Source organism: Bradyrhizobium jicamae (assembly GCF_018130215.1).
GTDB classification, from domain to species: domain Bacteria; phylum Pseudomonadota; class Alphaproteobacteria; order Rhizobiales; family Xanthobacteraceae; genus Bradyrhizobium; species Bradyrhizobium jicamae_A.
Genome location: NZ_JAFCKQ010000003.1, coordinates 190,840 through 211,870, shown reverse-complemented (window position 1 = coordinate 211,870; position 21,031 = coordinate 190,840). Strand labels below are relative to the sequence as shown.

The 21,031-nt window shown below is 65.6% G+C and carries 16 protein-coding genes; 7 read left to right on the top strand and 9 right to left on the bottom strand.

Features of this window, described 5'->3' with window-relative positions; translation table 11 throughout:
* Positions 1–136: 136 nt before the first annotated feature.
* Positions 137–1,978 carry an ATP-dependent zinc metalloprotease FtsH gene (gene ftsH, locus JQ586_RS06990; RefSeq protein ID WP_212393777.1) on the top strand — a complete coding sequence of 614 codons (1,842 nt, stop codon included), beginning with the start codon at positions 137–139 and terminating at the stop codon, positions 1,976–1,978.
* 46 nt (positions 1,979–2,024) lie between these two features.
* Here the strand turns inward: ftsH and JQ586_RS06985 are convergent, their stop codons facing one another.
* From JQ586_RS06985 to JQ586_RS06960, 6 genes are all read right to left on the bottom strand, one after another.
* The gene (locus JQ586_RS06985; RefSeq protein WP_212393776.1) at positions 2,025–2,900 is read right to left on the bottom strand and encodes a dihydrodipicolinate synthase family protein; all 876 of its coding nucleotides are present in this window, start codon (positions 2,898–2,900) and stop codon (positions 2,025–2,027) included.
* Entirely contained in the window at positions 2,893–3,849 is a 957-nt protein-coding gene (locus tag JQ586_RS06980; protein WP_212393775.1) for an NAD(P)-dependent oxidoreductase, read from the bottom strand. The genes JQ586_RS06985 and JQ586_RS06980 overlap by 8 nt, the downstream gene beginning before the upstream one ends.
* A gap of 21 nt (positions 3,850–3,870) precedes the next feature.
* Positions 3,871–5,511 carry a phosphoglucomutase (alpha-D-glucose-1,6-bisphosphate-dependent) gene (gene pgm / locus JQ586_RS06975; RefSeq protein ID WP_212393774.1) on the bottom strand — a complete coding sequence of 547 codons (1,641 nt, stop codon included), beginning with the start codon at positions 5,509–5,511 and terminating at the stop codon, positions 3,871–3,873.
* 142 nt (positions 5,512–5,653) lie between these two features.
* Positions 5,654–7,306: an acetolactate synthase large subunit gene (locus tag JQ586_RS06970; RefSeq protein ID WP_212393773.1), complete on the bottom strand. Its 1,653-nt coding sequence runs from the start codon at positions 7,304–7,306 to the stop codon at positions 5,654–5,656.
* Positions 7,307–7,384: 78 nt separating this feature from the next.
* Positions 7,385–10,060 carry a M1 family metallopeptidase gene (locus JQ586_RS06965; RefSeq protein ID WP_212393772.1) on the bottom strand — a complete coding sequence of 892 codons (2,676 nt, stop codon included), beginning with the start codon at positions 10,058–10,060 and terminating at the stop codon, positions 7,385–7,387.
* A 71-nt stretch (positions 10,061–10,131) separates the two neighbouring features.
* Entirely contained in the window at positions 10,132–10,314 is a 183-nt protein-coding gene (locus JQ586_RS06960) for a hypothetical protein (protein WP_212393771.1), read from the bottom strand.
* A 20-nt stretch (positions 10,315–10,334) separates the two neighbouring features.
* Here JQ586_RS06960 and JQ586_RS06955 point away from each other — a divergent pair, with 20 nt between their 5' ends.
* Positions 10,335–11,789: a GH1 family beta-glucosidase gene (locus JQ586_RS06955; protein ID WP_212393770.1), complete on the top strand. Its 1,455-nt coding sequence runs from the start codon at positions 10,335–10,337 to the stop codon at positions 11,787–11,789.
* 19 nt (positions 11,790–11,808) lie between these two features.
* Here JQ586_RS06955 and JQ586_RS06950 read toward each other — a convergent pair whose 3' ends face one another.
* Complete coding sequence (locus tag JQ586_RS06950) at positions 11,809–12,786, bottom strand: helix-turn-helix domain-containing protein (RefSeq protein WP_212393769.1); 978 nt, start codon at positions 12,784–12,786, stop codon at positions 11,809–11,811.
* Positions 12,787–12,929: 143 nt separating this feature from the next.
* Here JQ586_RS06950 and JQ586_RS06945 point away from each other — a divergent pair, with 143 nt between their 5' ends.
* Positions 12,930–13,655 (top strand): alpha/beta hydrolase, encoded by a 726-nt coding sequence (locus tag JQ586_RS06945; protein ID WP_212393768.1) that lies wholly within the window; start codon positions 12,930–12,932, stop codon positions 13,653–13,655.
* A 14-nt stretch (positions 13,656–13,669) separates the two neighbouring features.
* On the opposite strand, the gene JQ586_RS06940 is transcribed toward JQ586_RS06945, so the two are convergent.
* Together JQ586_RS06940 and JQ586_RS06935 are read right to left on the bottom strand one after the other, a co-directional pair.
* Complete coding sequence (locus JQ586_RS06940; protein WP_212393767.1) at positions 13,670–15,163, bottom strand: NAD(P)/FAD-dependent oxidoreductase; 1,494 nt, start codon at positions 15,161–15,163, stop codon at positions 13,670–13,672.
* A 117-nt stretch (positions 15,164–15,280) separates the two neighbouring features.
* Positions 15,281–15,730, bottom strand: a complete 450-nt coding sequence (locus JQ586_RS06935) for a cupin domain-containing protein (RefSeq protein WP_212393766.1) — start codon at positions 15,728–15,730, stop codon at positions 15,281–15,283.
* A gap of 261 nt (positions 15,731–15,991) precedes the next feature.
* Here JQ586_RS06935 and JQ586_RS06930 point away from each other — a divergent pair, with 261 nt between their 5' ends.
* The 4 genes from JQ586_RS06930 (at position 15,992) to JQ586_RS06915 (ending at position 20,930) form a co-directional block, all read left to right on the top strand.
* The gene (locus JQ586_RS06930) at positions 15,992–16,999 is read left to right on the top strand and encodes an AraC family transcriptional regulator (protein ID WP_409334548.1); all 1,008 of its coding nucleotides are present in this window, start codon (positions 15,992–15,994) and stop codon (positions 16,997–16,999) included.
* A gap of 417 nt (positions 17,000–17,416) precedes the next feature.
* Positions 17,417–18,283, top strand: a complete 867-nt coding sequence (locus tag JQ586_RS06925) for a S1C family serine protease (protein ID WP_212393765.1) — start codon at positions 17,417–17,419, stop codon at positions 18,281–18,283.
* Complete coding sequence (locus tag JQ586_RS06920) at positions 18,280–18,669, top strand: helix-turn-helix transcriptional regulator (protein WP_312016941.1); 390 nt, start codon at positions 18,280–18,282, stop codon at positions 18,667–18,669. The genes JQ586_RS06925 and JQ586_RS06920 overlap by 4 nt, the downstream gene beginning before the upstream one ends.
* 797 nt (positions 18,670–19,466) lie before the next feature.
* Positions 19,467–20,930, top strand: coding sequence for a catalase (locus JQ586_RS06915; protein ID WP_212393764.1), 1,464 nt, complete (start codon positions 19,467–19,469; stop codon positions 20,928–20,930).
* Positions 20,931–21,031: the final 101 nt, after the last annotated feature.

Genomic DNA, 21,031 nt, shown 5'->3' with positions numbered 1-21,031 from the left:
CGTCCGGTTAGCCGATCTGCCACGCGGGACTTTCTTGAAACCAACCCATCCGCTGCTAGTTGTTCCCTGATGCATTGCAGCGCCGGACCGCCTTCAAGGCCCGATGGCTGCCATGCGTGCTGGCGGGAGCGCGGACATGACGAAGCAGACCCGTTTCAACATCGGCTACGCCGTCGCTGCAATCGTCGTGGTTTTCCTGATCCAGTACGCGGTCGCGACCGCGAACAGGATCGCGGTGATCCCCTACAGCGAATATCAGCAGCTTTTGCAACAGGGCAAGGTCGACAGTGTCGGCATTTCCGATCGTACGTTGCAAGGCACGCTGAAGGAACCGTTGTCGAGCGGACAAAAGCGGTTCGTCACCACGCGGGTCGATCCGCAGGTGGCGCAGGAGCTCGAGAAGTACCACGTCCGCTTCACTGGGCAGATCGAAAACACTTTCTTTCGCGACCTCTTGTCGTGGACGATGCCGATGCTGCTGTTCTTCGGCGTCTGGTGGTACATCGGCAGGCGCACGGCCGGGGGCGGCGGCCTCGGCGGCGGGTTGATGGCGATCGGCAAGAGCAAGGCCAAGATCTATGTCCAGGCCAATACCGGCGTGACCTTTGCCGATGTCGCCGGTGTCGACGAAGCCAAGGACGAACTGCACGAAGTCGTCGATTTCCTGAAGAACCCGACCGACTACGGCCGCCTCGGCGGACGCATGCCGAAGGGGGTTCTGCTGGTCGGCCCACCCGGCACGGGCAAGACCCTGCTGGCGAAGGCGGTGGCCGGCGAAGCGAAGGTGCCGTTCTTCTCGATCTCGGGCTCCGAGTTCGTCGAGATGTTCGTAGGCGTCGGTGCCGCGCGCGTGCGTGATCTGTTCCAGCAGGCGCACCAGAAGGCACCCGCAATCATCTTCATCGACGAACTCGACGCGCTCGGCCGGGCTCGCGGTATCGGCCCGTTTGCGGGCGGGCACGACGAGAAGGAGCAGACGTTGAACCAGCTTCTGGTCGAGCTCGACGGCTTCGACTCGCGCACCGGCCTCGTCATTCTGGCCGCGACCAATCGGCCGGAAATCCTGGACCCCGCACTGCTGCGCGCCGGCCGCTTCGACCGCCAGGTGCTGGTCGACCGACCCGACAAGAAGGGGCGCATCGCGATCCTGGACGTGCACATGAAGAAGGTTCGGCTTGCGCCCGACGTCGATCCGGAAGCTGTCGCCGCGCTGACGCCAGGGTTCACCGGCGCCGATCTCGCCAATCTCGTCAACGAGGCGGCGTTGCTCGCCACCCGACGCAAGGCAGCGGCGGTCAGCATGCACGATTTCAACAACGCGGTCCTGCGCATGGTAGCGGGGCTCGAGAAGCGCAATCGGCTGCTCAATCCCAAGGAGCGCGAGATCGTCGCCAATCACGAGATGGGTCACGCGCTGGTCGCACTGTCGCTACCCGGCGTCGATCCCGTGCACAAGGTCTCGATCATCCCACGCGGTGTCGGCGCGCTCGGCTACACCATTCAGCGCCCGATCGAGGACCGCTTCCTGATGACGAAGGAGGAACTCGAGAACAAGATGACCGTGCTGCTCGGCGGTCGCGCCGCCGAGCTGATCGTGTTCAATCATCTCTCCACCGGCGCCGCCGACGACCTGCGCCGCGTCACCGACATCGCACGCAGCATGGTCAGCCGCTACGGCATGTCGGAAAAGCTCGGCAGCGTCGCCTATGACCGCGACCCCGGCAATTTCCTTGCCGGCGCCGACCGTCCCTACCCCATGCGCGAACGCGACTATGCGGACGAAACGGCGGCGGTCGTCGACCACGAGGTGCGTGCGATCGTCGACCGCGCGTTCCAACGCGCTCAAACCATCCTGAGCGCGCGCCGCACGATCCTCGACCGGGCCGCGAAGGAGTTGTTGGAGAAGGAAACGCTCGAGCAGAGCGACCTGCAACGGCTGATCCGCGAAATTCCGCAGGAGGGCCTGAGGGCGGTGTAGAACACGCCGGCGCGCCCCCGTCTCCGCTCAAGTCTGCGATAAAGGCTCAACCCAGGTCACGCAGCGCGGCCTCGACCAGCTTGCGCTGCTCGATCGTGAGCGGTGCCTGCGGCGGCACCGGGTCGCCGACGTCATAGCCCTGGATCGAAAGCCCGGCCTTGATGCAGGCGGCGAGGTTGAAGCGGGCGAAGGCCTCGTTGATGCGCCAGAGCTTGCGCTGGAGCGCCATCGCCTCGTCCCAGCGGGTGCGGCGGCAGAGATTGTAGAGCTCGACGCTTTGCCTCGGGATGATGCAGGCCGGACCGGCCATCCAGCCATGGCCGCCGATCAGCATCACGGCCGCAGGAATATGGGCCGAGGCCGAAAACACCTTCAGGCCGTCGCCGCAGCGGTTCATGATCGAGAGCAGCCGCCCGGTATTGGTCGAGGCATCCTTGATGTAGCCGATGCGCGGATGGGCGGCGAGACGCGCGACGACATCGAGCGTGAGATCGGAGCGCTGGAAATTCGGATTGGTGTAGATCACGACGGGAATGTCGACGGCATCGGCGATAGCGCGGAAATAGGCCTCGACCTGGACGTCACTGAGCGGGAAATACGCCTCGAGAATCGCCAGGATGCCGTCGGCACCGCGCTTCTGATAGGCCCTGGCCTGCGCCACGGCGTCCGCCGTCGAGGTCGAGGCAACACCGGCGACCACAGGCACGCGCCCCTGCGCGGCCTCGATCGTGGTCTGCACCACCTGCGCCCGCTGCGCGTTGTTGAGATAGGCGAATTCGCCGGTCGACCCCAGCGGTGTCAGCCCGTGCACGCCGGCCTTGATCAAATCGTCGCAGAGCCGTCCCAGCACCTCGGTGCGGACATGGCCGGCGGGATCGACCGGGGAAACGAGATACGGGAAGACGCCGTGGAAATCAGCCATTTGCGAGCCTCGTGGACGGCGAGACATAGTCGGGATCGTGCGCGAAGGGAAGCGGCGCAGCCTCGCGCAAGGCGCGCAGCACCGCTGCAAAGTCGGTTATCGCACGGAAACCGAGCAGGCGTTCGGCCTTGCCGGGATCGTAGATGCGGCCGATCGAGCCCGGCAGCTGCCAGCCGCGTCGCGCAAACAGCGCCGGCGCGTCCGGGAAATAGCGCGCGATCACGGCTGTGGCGTCGGATTTCAGCGCCACGACGTCGCCGTGCGCGAAGGGCGTCGGGGCGCTGATGACGAAGGTCTCGAAACCGCTGGCGTTCTCCAGCGCCATCACATGGGCCCGGGCGGCGTCCTCGACCGTGAGCCTTCTGTACAGCAGCTCGGTCGCCTTCAGGTTCTCGCCATGGATGCCGCGGATCGTGTCGTCCTCTTCGGGGAAGAAGCGGCTGGTGCGCAGCACCGCGCAGTTCAGCCCATGCTCGCGGCTGAACAGCCGGCACAATCCCTCGGCGGCAAGCTTGGTCACACCGTAGATGTTGCGTGGCTCGAGCGGGCCGGTGGTCTCGTCGAGCCATACGGCGGCGGAGCCTTCGCCGTCGCGGATCACCTGCGAGATCATCAGCGACGTCGTCGAGGTGAAGACGAAACGATCATGGCCTGCGGTTGCAGCCGCCTGCAGGAGATTGAGCGTGCCTGTCACGTTGACGTCGACAAAGGCCTGCGGCGGGAACCTCCCGATGTCGGGCTTGTGCAGGGCAGCGGCATGGACCACGGCCTCGATGCGATGGTCGGCGAAGGCCCGATCCACGACGGATCGCTCGGCAACCGACCCGACGATATCGGTCGCCGCGCCCGGGACCACATCGAGACCGACCACGCCATGGCCGGCCTGCATCAGTCGCGGCGCGAGGAAACGGCCGAGCCAGCCGGACGAGCCGGTCAACAGCACCCGCATGATTTCAGCCCCGGCCCGGTCTCAAAACACCTTGGCGATCGCGGCCTGGGCGTCGCTCTGGATCTGCTTCAGATGACCCGGCCCGCGGAAGCTCTCGGCGTAGATCTTGTAGACATCTTCCGTGCCGGACGGACGCGCGGCGAACCAGCCGGATTCGCTCTCGACCTTGATGCCCCCGAACGGCTGGTCATTGCCCGGCGCCTTGGTTCTCACCGCACGGACGGGATCGCCGGCGAGATCGGTCATGTTGAGCCGATCTGGTCCGAGCGCCTTCAGCGCGCTCTTTTGCTTCGGCGTCGCCGCGACATCGATGCGCTCGTAATAGGGCACGCCGAGCTCGGCCGTCAGCTCGTTGAACAGCTCGCTCGGATCGCGGCCGGTCTTTGCGATGATCTCTGCCGCCAGCAGTCCGAGGATGATGCCGTCCTTGTCGGTGGTCCACACCGAGCCGTCGCGCTTGAGGAAGGACGCGCCTGCACTCTCCTCGCCGGCGAAGCCGAAGCCGCCGCTGCCGAGCCCCTCGACGAACCATTTGAAGCCGACCGGCGTCTCGACCAGCTTGCGGCCGAGCTTCCTGGCGACACGATCGATGATCGAGCTCGACACGATCGTCTTGCCGATCGCGGCGTCCTTGCTCCATTGCGGCCGGTGCGCGAACAGATAGGCGATCGCCGTGGCGAGGAAATGGTTCGGGTTCATCAGCCCGTTCGAGCGGGTGACGATGCCGTGGCGGTCGGCATCGGTGTCGTTTGCGAAGGCGACGTCGAACCGGTCGCGCATCCGGATCAGGCTCGCCATCGCGTAAGGCGACGAGCAATCCATCCGGATCTTGCCGTCCCAATCCGCGGTCATGAAGCGGAATGTCGGATCGACCGCCTCGTTGACGACGGTGGCGTTGATCCCGTAGCGCGCGATGATCGGATGCCAGTAATGCACCGCGGCACCGCCGAGCGGATCGATGCCGATCTTGACACCGGCGGACTTGATCAATGCGAGATCGACCGTGTTGCCGAGGTCGGCGACAAAGGGCGTGATGAAATCGTGCAGATGCGTGGTCGCCGCTTTCCGCGCCCGCTCATACGGTATCCGCACGACGCCCTTGAGACCGGCTTCGATGTAGCGGTTGGCGTTCTTCTCGACCACGGCGGTGACGTCGGTATCGGCCGGGCCGCCATGCGGCGGGTTGTACTTGTAGCCGCCGTCCTCGGGTGGATTGTGCGACGGCGTGATGACGACGCCGTCGGCAAGGCCGGTGCTGCGGCCCTTGTTGTAGCTCAGGATCGCATGCGAAATGACAGGCGTCGGCGTGTAGCCGGCCTGCGCATCGATCATGATCTCGACGCCGTTGGCGGCGAACACCTCAACCGCGCTCGCCAGCGCCGGCTCGGCCAGCGCATGGGTGTCGATGCCGATGAACAGCGGCCCGGTCAGCCCCTTCTCGCGCCGGTAATCGCAGATCGCCTGCGTGGTCGCGAGGATGTGGTCCTCGTTGAAGGAGTTCTTCAGCGACGAGCCGCGATGGCCCGAAGTGCCGAAGGCAACGCGCTGTGCAGGATCGCCGGCGTCGGGCTTGCCGGCGAAATAGGCCGTCACGAGGCGCGGCACGTTGGTGAGCGAGGCGGGATCGACGGGCTTGCCGGCGGCAGGATGTGGTGCAGACACGTGACCTCACTTATATTTCAAGAAGGATTCGCCTGGTATCGCCGACCGTCAGCACAATGCGTGACACCTCGGCCTGCTATCGGGATGGCTTGCTTCCAATCAAGCCGACGGCATTTCGTTCCTCATCGCCTGCAGCCCTTCGCTACGACACGTCGATCTGCGTCAGCTTCTCGCGGAGCTCGTCGACCAGCACGCGCTTGTTCTCGGAATAGTCGATCGGAATCACGACGAGATGCACGCCGCCGCCGGCGAAGGCGCGTTCCAGCGTCGGGACGATCGCCTCCGTGCTTTCGATCCGCGAGCCCCTGGCACCGTAACTTTCGGCATACCTGACGAAATCCGGATTGCCGAAGGTGAGGCCGAAATCCGGGAAGTCATCGACCGCCTGCTTCCAGCGAATCATGCCGTAGGCGGAATCCTCGAGAATCAGGATCACGAGATTGAGCTTGAGGCGGACGGCGGTCTCCAGCTCCTGCGAGTTCATCATGAAGCCGCCGTCGCCGCAGATCGCGAGCACCCGGTTCTTCGGATAGAGCATCGCCGCCATCATCGCCGACGGCAGGCCGGCGCCCATGGTCGCGAGCGCATTGTCGAGCAACAGCGAGTTCGCCAGCAGGGTGCGGTAGTTGCGCGCGAACCAGATCTTGTACATGCCGTTGTCGAGTGCGACGACGCCGTCCTCGGGGATCACCTGCCGCACGTCATGCACGATGCGCTGCGGCGTCGGTGGCCAGCGTGCTTCGGTGGCACGATCGGTGATCTTGGCCAGGATGCTTTCGCGCAGGCTGAACAGCGCGCTGGCATGCGGCAGCCGTCCCTCGACGCGATCAGCCAGCAGCTCCAGGCTCGGGCCGACATCGCCGATCACCTCGCATTGCGGGAAGTAGACCTGCTCGACATTCGCCGCCGTGTAGCTGACATGGATCACCTGCGGCCCCTTCGGGCCCATGATGAAGGGCGGCTTCTCGATCGTGTCATGACCGATCGCGATGATCAGGTCGGCGCGGTCGATCGCCTCATGCACATAGTCGCGCTCGCTGAGCGCGGCGGTGCCCATGTAGAGATTGGTCCCGCCGGATACCGTGCCCTTGCCCATCTGGGTGGTGAAGAACGGGATCCGCGTGCGGCGGACGAAGTCGCCGATCCCCGCCGTGCTGCGCGGACGCGACGCCGCGGCGCCGAGCATGATCAGTGGACGCTGCGCCTTCAGGATCATCTCGGCGGCACGGTCGAGCGCCGCGGCATGCGCCACCGGGATCTCGATCGGATGCGGCGGCACCATCGCCACCGGCTCCACGTCCTCGCCGGCGATGTCCTCCGGCAGTTCGAGCAGCACCGGGCCGGGCCGCTCCTGCATCGCGATCCGGAACGCATCGCGGACCAGCGTCGGGATGGTGGCGGCGCCGACGATCTGCAGCGACTGCTTGGTCAGTGGACGGAAGGTCGAGACGATATCGACGATCTGGAACTTGGCCTGCCGGCTGCTCAGGATGCCCTTCTGCCCTGTTATCATGACCATCGGCATCGCGCCGAGCAGCGCATAGGCGGCGCCGGTCGTGAGGTTCAACGCCCCGGGACCGAGCGTGGTCATGCACACGCCGGGCTTTCCGGTGAGCCGGCCATAGGTCGCGGCCATGAACGCGGCGGGCTGCTCATGACGGGTGACGATCAGCTTGATCGAGGATTTGCGCAGGCTCTCGACGACGTCGAGGTTCTCCTCGCCGGGAACGCCGAACACCCGCTCCACGCCTTCATTCTCGAGGGCCGCCACCAGCAAATCGGAACCTTTGACCATGTCGGCCTCGCACGATTGACTGCACATTGCCCACGGAGCATAGCGGCATCGCGCGCCGCCGGGGAGTCCCTCGCACGGTCAGGGCTTATGCGCCCTGATCCAGGCGTCGATCACCGGCAGCACGCGCGCCTGCAGGCCGGCCGAGATCGCGATCGTCTCCAGCGCTCGCGCCACCATCAGCCGCCCGCCGCTGGTCGATTGCGGCGGGGTAAAGGCAGCTAGCTCGGCGGCATGGCCCGCGTCGGTGAAGTTGGTCATGAAGCCGGGTACGAACTGGTCGCGGAAGTTCGGCCCCTGCTTCGCCAGCAGCGCGTCGAAATTGGCCTGGATGAAATCCCAGGCGAGCTGCGGCTGCTCGCCGCGCGACGCGACCGTGCCGATCATCCCGGAGACGATGGTCCCCGGCAACTCGTTGGACAGCATCAGCGCCAGGGTCGCGCGCGCCAGTTCGGGGTCGCGGGCGCCGGCGGCGGCATAATAGTAACGGAGCCGCTCGTTGGTGGCCGTGCTGCCCCGCGCGAGCGCCAGCAGCCTGTCATAGGTCGCCCGGTCGGCCGTGATGCCGACGAGATGGGTGACACTGTCGCGCAACGCGTTGGGAAGCGAGTTCGGGTCCTCGAGGAACGCCGCAAATCGCCGTTTCGCCTCGGCGATAACGCCCTCGTCGCCGAGATCGCCCAACGTCGAGATCAGGCTTGCACGCAGCAGCGTCGCGTCGTCGTCGGCAGAACCGCTATTGCCCCAGCCGAGCCGGTCGAACACCGGGCGCAGCCTGGCGCGCGAATAGGCCCGGATCACGGGCCTTTCGTCGCGACCACGCGCGAGCCGGTCGAGCGTGGCGAATGACGAGATCACCTGGTCCCACACCGCACGTTGATCACCCGGATCGATGGCATCGAGCAGCGCAAGATGGGACGGCGGGTCGGCGCGGCCGGCCTGCACCAGCGCCCAACTGTCGGTGACGATGTTGAGGCGGTCATCGACCGCCATTTGCGCGAAGGCGCTCAGCAGCGCCGCGCGGTTCTTGAGGCCATACTCGACCCTGTAATAGCCGATGTCGCCGAGATTGACCTTGATCGCATCGCCGCAAGCCCCGGCCGGAACCTCGGCCCTGCCGTTCAGCAGGATCTCTCCAAAGGGCTTGCCACCCACCGGCCCCGCGGCCACCGGAATCTGCCAATTGCGTGCCGGCAGCGGCGCCGCGTCGACCGCGCCCAGCGGCGCAATCACGAACCGGTCCTGTCGCAGCGTCAGGCGCTGTGCAGCGCCGTCGCAAACGGTCTCGGCCACGATGAGCGGAACGCCGTCCTGCTCGGTGAACGAGGCAGCTACACCCGTGATCGTCTTGCCTGCGGCGCCCTCCAGCGCCTGCCAGAGATCGGCGGTGGTGCTGTTGCTGTAGGCGTGATCCGCCATGTATTTGCGGATGCCGTCACGGAATGCCTGCTCGCCGAGATAGTTCTCCAGCATGCGGATCAGCGCCTGGCCCTTGTTGTAGGTGATGGCGTCGAACGCGATGGCGGCCTCGCTGTGATCGGCGACCGGCTGCTGGATGGGATGCGAGGTGCGGCGGGCATCGAGCGTCATGGCAAACTGCTTCGCGCCGTAACCGTTCAGCCAGTTCCGCCACTCCGGATGGAAATGCTCGGATGCCTTGGTCGACATCCAGGTGGCGAAGCCCTCGTTGAGCCAGAGATTGTCCCACCAGGCCATGGTGACGAGATCGCCGAACCACATATGCGCCATTTCGTGCGCGAGAATGCCGAAGATGCCGCGCTGTGCCGACTCGGCATTGGTCGCGGAGTCGAACAGCAGCCGGCTCTCGAAGAAGGTGATGCCGCCCCAGTTCTCCATCGCGCCGCCGAACCCGCCGGGGACCGCGATCAGGTCGAGCTTGGGCAGCGGATACTTCACGCCGAAATAGTCGTTGTAATAGGCGAGCAGCTTCACCGCGCTGTCGAGCGCAAACCGCCCCTGCCCACTCTTGCCCTCCGTCGTCACCACGCCGACCGTCACGCCACCGGAATCCGCCGTAACGCGTTCGAGTTCGCCTACGGTCAGCACGAAGAGATAGCTCGACATCTTCGGCGTCGGCGCAAAGGAGACGATCTTGAGATTGTCGGCGACCGGCTCTTCATGGGCGACCGGCATGTTGCCAACCGCCATGAGGTTGCGCGGGATCATGACTGACAACGCATAGGTCGCCTTGAACGCGGGCTCGTCCCAGCATGGGAAGATCCGCCGCGCATCGGCAGGTTCGAGCTTGCTCGAGATCAGCCGCTTGGTTCCAGCCTTGGTCGGATAGTCGACCACGAACAGGCCGGTGCCGAACCTGTTGATCTCGGCGGTGAAGGCGATGCGAAGCCTGTGCCGGCCCGCCGCAAGCGGCTGGGCGAAGGTGAATGTCGCCGTCTGCGCGGCAGCGTCGGTCGTGACATCGGCGCGCTGGACTCCGTCACCGACGATGACGTCGCCGAACGTCGTGTTGACCGCGTTCACCGTGACCCGCGTGGTCGGCTCTTTTACCTCGATGTCGACGGTCTCGACGCCGGGCAGAGTGAGGTTCGCAAGATCCGGCCTCAGCTCGATCGCGTAGTTCACCGGGATCACCGTCTTCGGCAGCCTTCCGGGTGTTGCGTCGAAGGAGAACGCCTGCTCGGCCCGCGCGCCGGCAGTCATGGACAGCAACAATGCCGCAATCGCGGCAAGGCAACGCAGCGGCGCCCGTCGGGCATGGCTTGCAGGCTGGATCATTGCGCTGGGCTCAAACGAGGCTTCCAGGGGATTTCGATGTCATTTCGGGATCGAATGACGCGGTGGCCAATCTAGGCGAGAACGCCGCGCGACGAAACCGGCAACCGCGCGCTTTCGGTCTTCATCCGCTGTTGCTCGACGCCCGGATCAGAGGCTAATTTGGAAGGCCTTCCGCCTTTCTCGCCTGACCCAGTTGATGACCGAATGACGACAAGATCGAGATCGACCCGCATCTCCGCCTGCCAGATCGACATGGCCTGCGCGGGAGCCAGCAATGTCCGATAAGTTTTCGCGCCGCCAGTTTGCCGGGCTTGCAGGCCTGTCGGCGCTCGGGCTGTCGGCTCCTGCCGCAGCGGCGGAAAGCGCGCCACGGCCGGACGGCGCAAGCTTTCCCACCGGCTTCCTCTGGGGCACTGCGACCTCGTCGTACCAGATCGAGGGCGCCGTCAACGAGGACGGCCGAGGCCGCTCGATCTGGGACACTTTCAGCCACACGCCGGGCAAGATCGAGGACGGCAGCAACGGTGACCGCGCCAACGATCACTATCACCGCTACAAGGAGGATGTCGGTCTCATCAAGGATCTCGGCGCCAAGGCATATCGGTTTTCGATCGCCTGGCCACGGCTGTTTCCGGATGGCACCGGCGCGCCGAACCCGAAGGGCCTCGACTTCTACGACCGTCTGCTCGACGAGCTGCTGGTGAATGGTATCGAGCCCTACGCCACGCTCTATCACTGGGACCTGCCGCAGGCGTTGCAGGATCGCGTCGGCGGCTGGCGATCCAGCGACACGTCGAAGGCGTTCGCCGATTACGCCGCTTATGTCGCGGCGCGGCTGACGGACCGCGTGAAGAACATCTTCACGATGAACGAGGTCGGACGTTTCCTCCCGTTCGGCTACGCGCTGGGCATCGACGCACCCGGCCTGACGCTGCCGCCGGCGGAGGTGAACCAGGCGCGCCATCACGTGGCGCTCGCGCACGGCCTTGCAGTCCAGGCCATCCGCGCCAACGGGCGCGCCGGCACGCGGGTCGGCCCGGCCGAGAACATCACCACTTGCGTACCTGCGATCAACACGCCGGAGAACATCCACGCCACCGAGGTCGCGACGCGCGAGTTCAACTCCGGCTTCCTCGGCGTCTTGCTCGAGGGCAAATATACCGACGGCTTCCTCGCCTATGCCGGCGCGGATGCGCCCAAATTCACCGCCGAGGAGCTGAAGATCATCTCGCAGCCCAACGACTTCGTCGGGCTGAACATCTACGCCCCGCAAACCTACATCGTCGCGAGCGACCAGAAGCCGGGCTGGAAGCCGCTGCCGATGCCCGGCTCGTTCCCGCATATGAGCTCGGAATGGCTGCGGATCGCCCCGGAGGTGATCTACTGGGCGCCGCGGATCGCGGCGAAGATCTGGAACATCAAGAGCATCTATATCAGCGAGAACGGCACATCGGGCGAGGACAAGGTGCAGCCCGACGGGCAGATCTACGATCTCGACCGCATCATGTACCTGCGCAACTATCTTGCCCAGCTCCAGCGCGCCACCGCCGAAGGCGTCCCGGTCCACGGCTATTTCCTGTGGAGCCTGATGGACAATTTCGAATGGATCTTCGGCTACGAGAAACGCTTCGGCCTCTACCGCGTGGATTTCGAGACCCAGGCCCGCGTGCCGAAGCTCAGCGCGTCGTTCTATCGTGACGTGATCGCACGCAACGCCATCGGCGTGTGACCCGTTCCGGGTCCGTGGATCAGCCGCGGCGCCAGTCACGCGGCGTGCAGCCGAAGCGCTGCTTGAATCGCCGCGCGAAATGCGAGAGGTCGGCAAAGCCCCAGTCGAACGCGATCTCGCCGATCGCACGCCCCATCATCCCGGGATCCCTGAGCTCTCGCGCCACGCCCTCTAGTCGGTGGTCCATCACGTAGCAGGCGAAGGTGGTTCCCGCCCGCTCGAACAGCTTGTGCACGTAGCGCTCGCTGATGGAGACCGACATTGCGGCCGCGGCCGCGGTCAGGCCGGGCTCGCGCAGCCGGCGATGAACGGCGCGGCGCAGCGCAATCCAGGTCGCCTCCACGAGGCTCATCGGCTCCGCGCCGCGCCTGCCGTCGCGCGACAGGCTCAACGCCACCAGATCGAGCAGCACACCGAACAGCCGCGCGTTCTCCTCGTCCGACGTGTGGGGCGCCGCCGAATTCAGCGCATGGGCCGTCTCGACGATCAGATGACCGACCAGCGGATCGTCGGACACCCGGGCCGCCCTGAACTCGAACGACGGCGGCAGGCGATCGCGAAGCAGCTGCGCCGGCACCCAGAACGACGCGACTTGAAGCGACGGCCCCTGGCTGTGACGCAGCGCAAACAGCCGTTCACTGTCGAAGATGCCGACCTGGCCCGGCGACAGGTCGACGCTCCGACCGTCCTGTTCGATACGGCAGCGGCCGGCAAGCTTGAGATTGAGGTAGAAGCAGCTGCTGCTCGAGGCGGCAATATCGCTGGCCGAGCGGAGCACGAGGTGACCGGGAAAGGTGACCCGATTGATGGCGCCGGTGCCGAGCCCGATCCGTTCGACTCGTGCCGGAAAGCTGGACTTGTCGGTCGGCTCGGGCGTCAGCTTCATGAACACCTGACAGATCGCCTCGCGGTAATAGGCGAACTGCTCGGCAGGCCGCACATCCTCGGTGTTCCAGGCGAGGCTCCGCGAGCGGTCCGGACGCGCGATTTGTTGCATCAGTTCACTCCGAGCCTAGTCCAGTGCGGCCTCAGCCAAGCGCGGCGGGCCCGGCTACCGCAATATCCGACAAGCAATTGCACGAAGGTCGCACCTCAAGGAAGCGAGCCTCGATCTAACCAAACCCCCGGGAGAAGCACAATATGTCGACCTACGTCCTCGTCCACGGCGCCTGGCACACCGGCGCCGAGCTTGAGCCGGTTGCCGCGGCAATGCGCAAGGCCGGTCACACCGTCCACACGCCGACCATCAAGGGCAACCGGCCCGGCGACCGGAAGGACTCCGGCCTTGCCGAGGCTATCCGGTCGATCGTGGACTATCTGGCCGAGCACGATCTCAAGGACATCGTGCTGGTCGGCCACAGCTATGGCGGCATGGTCATCACCGGCGTCGCCGACCTCGCGGGCGATCGCATCCGCCGGCTGGTCTACTGGAATGCCTTCGTGCCCAACAACGGCGAATGCCTCAACGACATGGTGCCGCCGACCTATGTCGGGCTGTTCGACGCTGTCCATGCCGAGCGCGGCGACGGCTCGGTCGTGCTGCCGTTCCCGATCTGGCGCGAGGCCTTCATCAATGACGCCGATCTCGAAACCGCGCAGCGCGCGTATGATGTGCTCAACCCTCACCCGTTGAAGACGTTTCAGGACAAGATCTCGCTCAAGACCAACCCTGCCGACATGCCGATCGCGAAGTCCTACGTCAACTGCACCGAGGATACGGCGCTGCCACACGTCCTGCCCTGGCATCCGCGGCTGTCGCAGAAGCTCGGGCTGTTCCGCCTGGTCCAGGTACCGGGCAGTCACGAACTATGCTTCTCCAATCCGGCGCGGCTGGCCCAAGCCTTCCTCGATGCCGGCCGCGACTGAGACAAGCCCCGGATCTATGCCACCGCCTTGTAGACCGGGGCGGTGGCGAGGAAGCGCGCATAGGCGCCCGCATCTGGCGGCGTGAACTTTTCGACGAGCGGGCTGCGGCGGCGCGCTGTCGTGCCGATGTCGGCGAGCAGCTCGTCGAAATGCTTGAAATGATAGGGCGCGACGCACAGTCCCCCATAGACACCGGCCGCCGGCCGCTCGACGCGCTTGAAGTTCAGCATCATGTCGATGTTGTCGCGCATCTCGGCCGCGCTCGGCTGCCGCTTGAGCTGGCCGTCGGCATAGCGCACCAGCCAGTTCGCCGCCATGTCGGCGCACAGCACGGTGCAGAAGCTGGAGTTGAAGCCGACGAAGCCCATGTCGGGCAGATCGGGATTGGCGATCAACCGATACAGCCGGTACTGCCCGTCGGGCTCGACCAGCTTCGCCTGATGCTCTCCGGACAGGAACGGCACGCCGAGCCTGTAGCCGATCGCGAGCACGGCAACGTCCGCCGCGACGCGCTGGCCGCCGCTCATGACGATGGTCTTGCCGTCGTAGTGATCGAATGTGCCGCGCACCGCCTTGATGCGGCCGTCGGCGACCATCGGGTAGAAGCCCGGGGTCGCGATCGGCACCGAGCAGTTGACGCCGTCCTCGATGCGCTCCTTCGGCACCATGTCGCACTTCTTGAGCTTGAGCTGCATCTTCAGCATGCTCTCCAGCCCGCGCCAGTTGGCCCAGACGAACGGCTTCGCGATCGCATGCGCGAGCCGCGACATCGGCCCGATGCCCCAGCTCTTGAACATCTCCTCCTGGGCGCGGATGTAGAGGATGCGCTTGAAGTTGACGAGCCCGCCGATGAAATAGGGAATCCGCCAGACCGGCTCGCGATAGACGATGGTGACCTCGCTGGCGCCGGAATTGACCGCGTTGACGGCAATGTCGGTCGCCGATTTCGAGCCACCGAGCACGACGACCTTGCGTCCCTTGGCGAGCATGGGATCGCCATATTGCGACGAGTGCAGGATCTGGCCGCCCTGCGCCCTGAAGCCGTCCTCGCCGGGCAACGCTAGCGTCTGCCGCTCGTTGAACTGGCCGGTGCAGACCGCGACGAAGTCGAAATCCTCATGGCCGGCGGCGCCGTCGGTCGAGCTCAACTCGAGCGTCCAGCCCGGCCTGCCGTCGGCACGGCGCTTCATCGCCTCCACCTTGGTGTTGAACCGCATCGCGCCGTCGAGCCCGTGGTCGCGCGCGTAGTCGCGCAGATAAGCATAGACCTGCGGGCCTTTCGGCCATTCCGGATAGGATTCCGGCATCGCCTTGTCGGTGTAGCGATAGAGATCCTTCGGGCTCTGGGTCTGCACGTCCGGATAGGAACGCGCCGGTTCCCAGACCCCGCCGAGATCGCCGCTGCGCTCGATGATCGTCACCCTGTGGCCGCGACTCGAAAACACCTTTCCGGCCGCGAGCCCCGACACGCCGGCGCCGATGATGCACACATGCTTCTGCTTGACCATGAAACCGCTCCAATCAGTGAACTGGTCCATTTTCCGGGCGCACGTCGCCCCGTCATCGCCGGCGCCTGCTCCGGCGAATCCCTGTATCTTGCGCGTGGTTTCGCTTTGGCCTGCGGCCTATTCGTTGGCTTCCGGCGGCAGGAAATCGACCTCGTGCTCGGCGGAGATGCGCACCACCTCGACCGGGTCCTGCAGATTGTGAAGTTTCTCGAACAGCGCCTCGAGCTTCTGCATCGGCGAGACCCAGAACAGCGCCCGCGTTGGCTTGTCCGACTTGTTGAAATAGCCGTGCGGAATGCCGCGCGGCATGCGGACGAGATCGCCGGCCTTGGCCTGCACCCAGACGCCGTCGAGCTTGAGATCGAGCACGCCTTCCTGCACCAGGATGAACTCGTCCTGGGTCGGGTGGACATGCACCGGCACGAACTGGCCGGGATCGCTGTTGGTCTCGAAGGCGAAGGTCGAGTCGGTGACGGCCTTCGGATAGTAGACTTGGCCGAGGATATTCCAGGTCTTGCCGTTATAGCCGGTGCCGTCTCGCGTGATGCCTTTTTCGAGCGAACCCATGTCAGCCTCCAGGTTGGATTGCGTGTTACCGAAGCCCAGCCTGTCGCCGGCCTCGGGGACTGTCTAGCCGCTAAACGAATCCGCGGCCGGCGGACTTTTGCTGCAATGCGGGAGCGGTCCGGCATCCCGGCATGCCCGAGCCGCCCGCATCCGGCTGCACGCCGATCGGGCAATTTGCACGACGAAACCGCGTTCCCCTTTGTGACCAGATGCATTAGGCTGCCGATGTTTTAGACCTCAAACAACTCCGGACGGCCGGGCGTGACTGCGACCAGCAACGAGGTTTCGGCAAGGCTCAGCGGTTTCGCGCGCGTTTCCACCATGCGCGTGGACGACGCGGCCGAGGCGATCGGACGCATCTTCTGCCCGCACAATCTGACGCCGGTCGAACATTCGGCGCGGGATTTCTTCGCGCTTCACAACTGCGCGGACTTCGACGGATTCTCCATCAACTACGTCGCCTATGGCGGCGCAGTGTCGATCAATCCCGGCTGCCTCGATCGCTTCTTCCTGCTGCAGATCCCATTGCACGGCTGGGCATCGGTCCGGACCGCTTCGGGCGAGGTGACAACGGGACCCGCGCGAACCGCCTCGCTGCTGTCGCCGACCATTCCGACCGACATGACGTGGCGGGAGGACTGCGCACAGCTGATCCTGCTGCTCGATCGCAGGCTGGTGGAGCATCGCGCCGCCGCGCTCGGAGGCACCGCCGTGAGGCCGGTCGAGTTCGATCCCGCCGTCGGGCTGGATGGTCCGCTCGGGCAGGCACTCGCAGCCAGGATCGAACAGCTGGTCGCGCTCGCCGAACGGCTCGGGCCACGGAAGCAACTGCCTGCGGTGACCGCTGCCGATTGGCGCGAAGCATTCCTTGATGCGCTGCTCAACGGCCAACGACACAGCCTGAGCGCCGCGATCGACACGTTCAACGGCCGCGGCGAAACGCAGCCGGCCGCGCTGAAGCGGGTGCGCGAACATCTGGAGACGCGGGCGACCGAGCCGATCGATCTCGCCGAGCTCGCGGGTGTGGCCGGCACCGGCATCCGCGCCCTGCAGCTCGGCTTCCGCCGCCATTTCGGCACGACGATCTCGGACATGCTGCTCGACATTCGACTTGCGCAGCTCAACGCTCGGCTGAAGACGGCGCGTCCGGGCGAGCGGATCGTCGACATCGCCTTCGACCTCGGCTTCACCCATCTCAGCCGGATGGCGAGCGCCTATCGGGCCAAGTTCGGCGAGACCCCGAAGGCGACCTTGCGGCGCCCGGGCTGAGCCGTCACGGCCGGCTATTTTATTGCTATGTAAATCACCACGAAGATCAATCGAAGATATATGCCACGGCTCGCCAAGCTGCAGTGCATCAGGCGCGATCATTTCGCGTCCGGCTCGGCGGCCATCTCGAAACTGCACCACTCCGGGCCGGCCAACCCGGCAAAACCGACTTGTATCGGACGTCGAAGTTCCGCTCGATGGTCCCGGCGGGCCTGATCCCCATCGCCTGTCTGATCCCGATCATCTTCAGGGCCACACGATGGGGCATATGCGCGGCTTCGCCTGGATGACGCGGAACCGGGTCTAGCTCCGGCGCTCGGCGCCGGCCAAGCTGCCCGCAGCCTCGCCCTGCCCATCCGGCCAGTTTCGGGACGGCTCCCGAGAACCCAGATTGAGGAAAGCCGACAGGAGCTTTCCATGACCGAACCGACCACCCTCGCCTCACTCTCCTCCGCCCTCTCGGAGACCATCGCGCGCGCCGCGCCCGCGGTCGTCTCGGTGCATTCGCATCGCCTGCGCGCCTCAGGCTTCGTCTGGAAGGCGGGCCTGATCGTCACCGCCGACGAGGCGCTGGCCGACGATGGCGAGATCGAGATCCAGTTCGCCGATGGCAGCCGGAAGCAGGCGACCGTCGTCGGACGCGACCACACCACCGACATCGCGCTGCTGCGCTTTGACGGAAACATCCAGCCGGTCGCGCTGACCAATGGAGTCCCCGCGCTCGGATCGCTTGCGGCCGTCGTCGCGGCCGACCGCGGCGCACCGACCGCGCGGCTCGGCATGGTGTCGCTGTCCGGTGCCGCCTGGCGCAGCCTGCGCGGCGGCGAGATCGACGCCCGGATCGAGCTCGACGTCCGCCTGCGGCACAGCCAGCAGGGCGGGCTCGCGCTGAATGCCTCGGGCGAGGTGTTCGGCATGGCCGTGCTCGGGCCTCGCCGCGTGCTGACAATCCCCGCAGCCACCATCGCCCGCGTCGCCGGTCAGCTCGAGAAAAGCGGTCGCATCGCGCGCGGCTATCTCGGCGTCGGCCTGCAACCGATCCGCCTCGACGACGGCATCGGCGCGATGGTGATGAATGTCGACAAGGACGGCCCATCGGCTGCCGCCGGCATCAGGCAGGGCGACGTGATCGTTGCCGTCAACGGCGAGAAGCTGTCCGGCGTGCGGGCGCTGCTGCGGAGCCTCGGGCCGCAGAGCGTCGGCTCGGTGGTCGACGTCACGGTCCACCGCGGCGGCGAGCCGCTGCAATTCAAGGTGACGATCGGCGAAAGGCCGGAGACGTGAGCGACCAGCCCGCGCCACGCATCTCGCCCGATATCGCGATAGCGATCGAGGTCGACGACCCCGCGCTCGCCGACCGGCTGGCGACCCTGCTCGGCAGTGTCGCCGGCCTCCGCCTCGCTGCGCCGGGCGAGCCGGCGGCGGTGGCCATCGTCGCGCGCGACCACAACGTCGCGGCCTCGCCGAACGATTTCGAGCTGACGCCGCGCGAGCTCGACGTGCTGGCACTGCTCGCCGAGGGCGCCTCCAACAAGATGATCGCAAAGCGCCTCGGCATCTCCGTCCACACCGCAAAATTTCACGTCGGCTCCCTGCTCGACAAGCTCGACGCCACCGGCCGCACCGACGCGGTGGCGCATGCGGCAAGGCGTGGCGTGATCAATTTGTGAGGTGACGGCATGCACTGAGACGATGGAGCTCGCTCTCTCGCCGGTGCATGCTGCAACGGCGAGAGCCGTGCTTCCGCATTCTCGCGACATGAATCGTCCGAGTTTTGCCATTCGTTCCACCCTCTTCTAGGAGAGGGCGCAGGGAAAGCCGGGTGCCGATCGCACCCATGGGCCCCGTGCAATGTAGAAAGCACGGGGGTAGGACCACAGGTGTAACCGGGAACAACCCGGCTTTCCCTGCGCGATGGGTTACGGCTTATACGTGCTCTCCCCGGCGAGACTGGGCTTTCTTGTCACCGCTTTCGCAAAGACGCTTGCGCACACTTCACGAGAGGACACCTGCCACCAGGGCGTCAGGCCTGCACGATTTCGCCGTCCGCCCTGGTGCATTCGTCGCGCGCACCTCGGCGTCCACCGCATCCCACCACCACGTTCGTGACGACCGCGAAGCGCCCCTCGATCGGGTGAGACGGACAATCCATACACTGATTTGCCATTACGATAAACCGAAATATTTTCACAATGCGCTCTTGACAGGTTTCCAGCTGATTTGCCCGTCGGGTCGCCTTGTCGCAGGCGCCTGCTCCCTGGCGCCGGCCCATCGGCGTCACCTGCCACGGTGATCCTGGCCGGGATCGACGGACATTTGGCCTGAAACACCGGATGTCCGTCGTTGAGCCGATCCGCCGGGTTTTCTAATCGTGAGGCCACCAAACACCAAGTCAGAGCGATCAGGGCGGCGCCTCGCGCATCGCGAGCACGACCTGCTGCCTTCACGAACAACCCTGGAGCATCCAATGACTGACGAGATCAACCGGCCGTTGCTGACGCACGCCTCCGGCGCACCGGTGACCGACAACATCAACATCCAGACCGCCGGACCGCGCGGACCGGCGCTGCTGCAGGACGTCTGGCTGATCGAGAAGCTCGCGCATTTCGACCGCGAGGTGATCCCGGAGCGCCGCATGCACGCCAAGGGCTCGGGCGCCCATGGCATCTTCACGGTCACCCACGACATCACCCGCTACACCAGGGCGAAGATCTTCTCTGAAATCGGCAAGCAGACGCCGATGTTCGCGCGGTTCTCCACGGTCGCCGGCGAGCGTGGCGCGGCGGACGCAGAGCGCGACATCCGCGGGTTTGCGCTCAAGTTCTATACCGAAGAAGGCAACTGGGACGTCGTCGGCAACAACACGCCGGTGTTCTTCTTTCGCGATCCCCTGCGCTTTCCCGACCTGAACCACGCCATCAAGCGCGATCCCTACACCGGCATGCGAAGCGCCGACAACAACTGGGATTTCTGGACGCTGCTTCCCGAGGCGCTGCACCAGGTCACCATCGTCATGAGCGAGCGCGGCATCCCCAGGAGCTACCGCCACATGCACGGCTTCGGCAGCCACACCTACAGCCTGCTGAACGCGAACAATGAGCGCGTCTGGGTGAAATTCCACTTCCGCACCCGGCAGGGCATCCAGAACCTGACCGATGCCGAGGCTGTCGCCCTGGTCGGCCGGGATCGCGAAAGCCATCAGCGCGACCTTTTCGGCAGCATCGAGCGCGGCGCGTTTCCGCGCTGGACGCTGCACATCCAGGTGATGACGGACGAACAGGCGACGAAATCTCCGTTCAATCCGTTCGACCTCACCAAGGTCTGGCCGAAGGCTCAGCATCCGTTGATCGAGGTGGGGCATTTCGAGCTCAACCGCAATCCGGAGAACGTCTTCGCCGAGGTCGAGCAGGCCGCGTTCTCGCCTGCCAACATCGTGCCGGGCATCGGCTATTCACCGGACAAGATGCTGCAGGCGCGCCTGTTCTCCTATGGGGACGCGCAGCGCTACCGGCTCGGCGTCAACCACCATCACATTCCGGTCAACGCGCCGAAATGCCCGTTCCACAGCTATCACCGCGACGGCGCCATGCGGACCGACGGCAATCTCGGCCGTACGCCGACCTACTGGCCGAACAGCCGCGGCGAGTGGACCGACCGGCCGCAGCTGAACGAGCCGCCGCTGGTGATCTCAGGGGCGGCCGCGCATTGGGATCACCGGGTGGACGACGACCACTGGCAGCAACCCGGCAATTTGTTCCGGAAGATGACTTCCGCGCAGAAGCAGACGCTGTTCGACAACACCGCCCGCCAGGTGGGTCAGGCCGCAAGGCACATCCAGGAACGGCACGTCGCGAACTGCAGCAAGGCCGACCCGGCATACGGCAAGGGCGTTTCCGAGGCGCTCGCCCTGTTTGCCGCCGGCGAGCTGTAGCGCGGTGGGGGCGGCGAGCCCGGCTTGTCGCCCCCACGCACTGGCGCACGCGGCGGAAATTTCATCACACAATATTGTTGGATGAGGACGGCAACAGATCG